Consider the following 373-nt stretch of genomic DNA (forward strand, 5'->3'; position numbering starts at 1 on the left):
AGTCAGTTCAAACATCGTTGTTTCGATGTTGATGGGGGCGGTTTATGGCTACTTCCTCGATTATTGCCGCCGACTGTTTAAAGTCAGCCGTTACCAGCAGGTAAAAGCCTGACCCTTCTTTTCGCGACTGGCATCGCCAGTCGCGTCTTTAACTGGCTTCGCCAAATAAACCATTCAAATAACGTTCAAGCGCAACACGCGAACTAAAGCCATGCGGGATACCGTAATGCTCATGACGTTCACCCGCTAAATAGAGCGGAAATTGCTGGTAATGATCGCAAGTTTTAATATCGGAAGCGGGTTCAGCCAGTGTTGAACTACGTTCTTTTAATGTTGGATGAATCACCAGGGCGGTACGTCCCATTCGCGCTTC

The 373-nt window shown here is 48.0% G+C and carries 2 protein-coding genes; one reads left to right on the top strand and one right to left on the bottom strand.

Going from position 1 to position 373, the window contains the following annotated elements:
* Positions 1-112 (top strand): L-alanine exporter AlaE (alaE, locus tag LZP73_RS19420; RefSeq protein ID WP_020242283.1); only part of this gene is annotated, 112 nt, incomplete at its 5' end.
* A gap of 36 nt (positions 113-148) precedes the next feature.
* Here the strand turns inward: alaE and LZP73_RS19425 are convergent.
* Positions 149-373 (bottom strand): YgaC family protein (locus tag LZP73_RS19425; RefSeq protein ID WP_234236555.1); only part of this gene is annotated, 225 nt, incomplete at its 5' end.

Source organism: Shewanella sp. AS16 (genome assembly GCF_021412365.1).
Classification (GTDB): domain Bacteria; phylum Pseudomonadota; class Gammaproteobacteria; order Enterobacterales; family Shewanellaceae; genus Shewanella; species Shewanella salipaludis.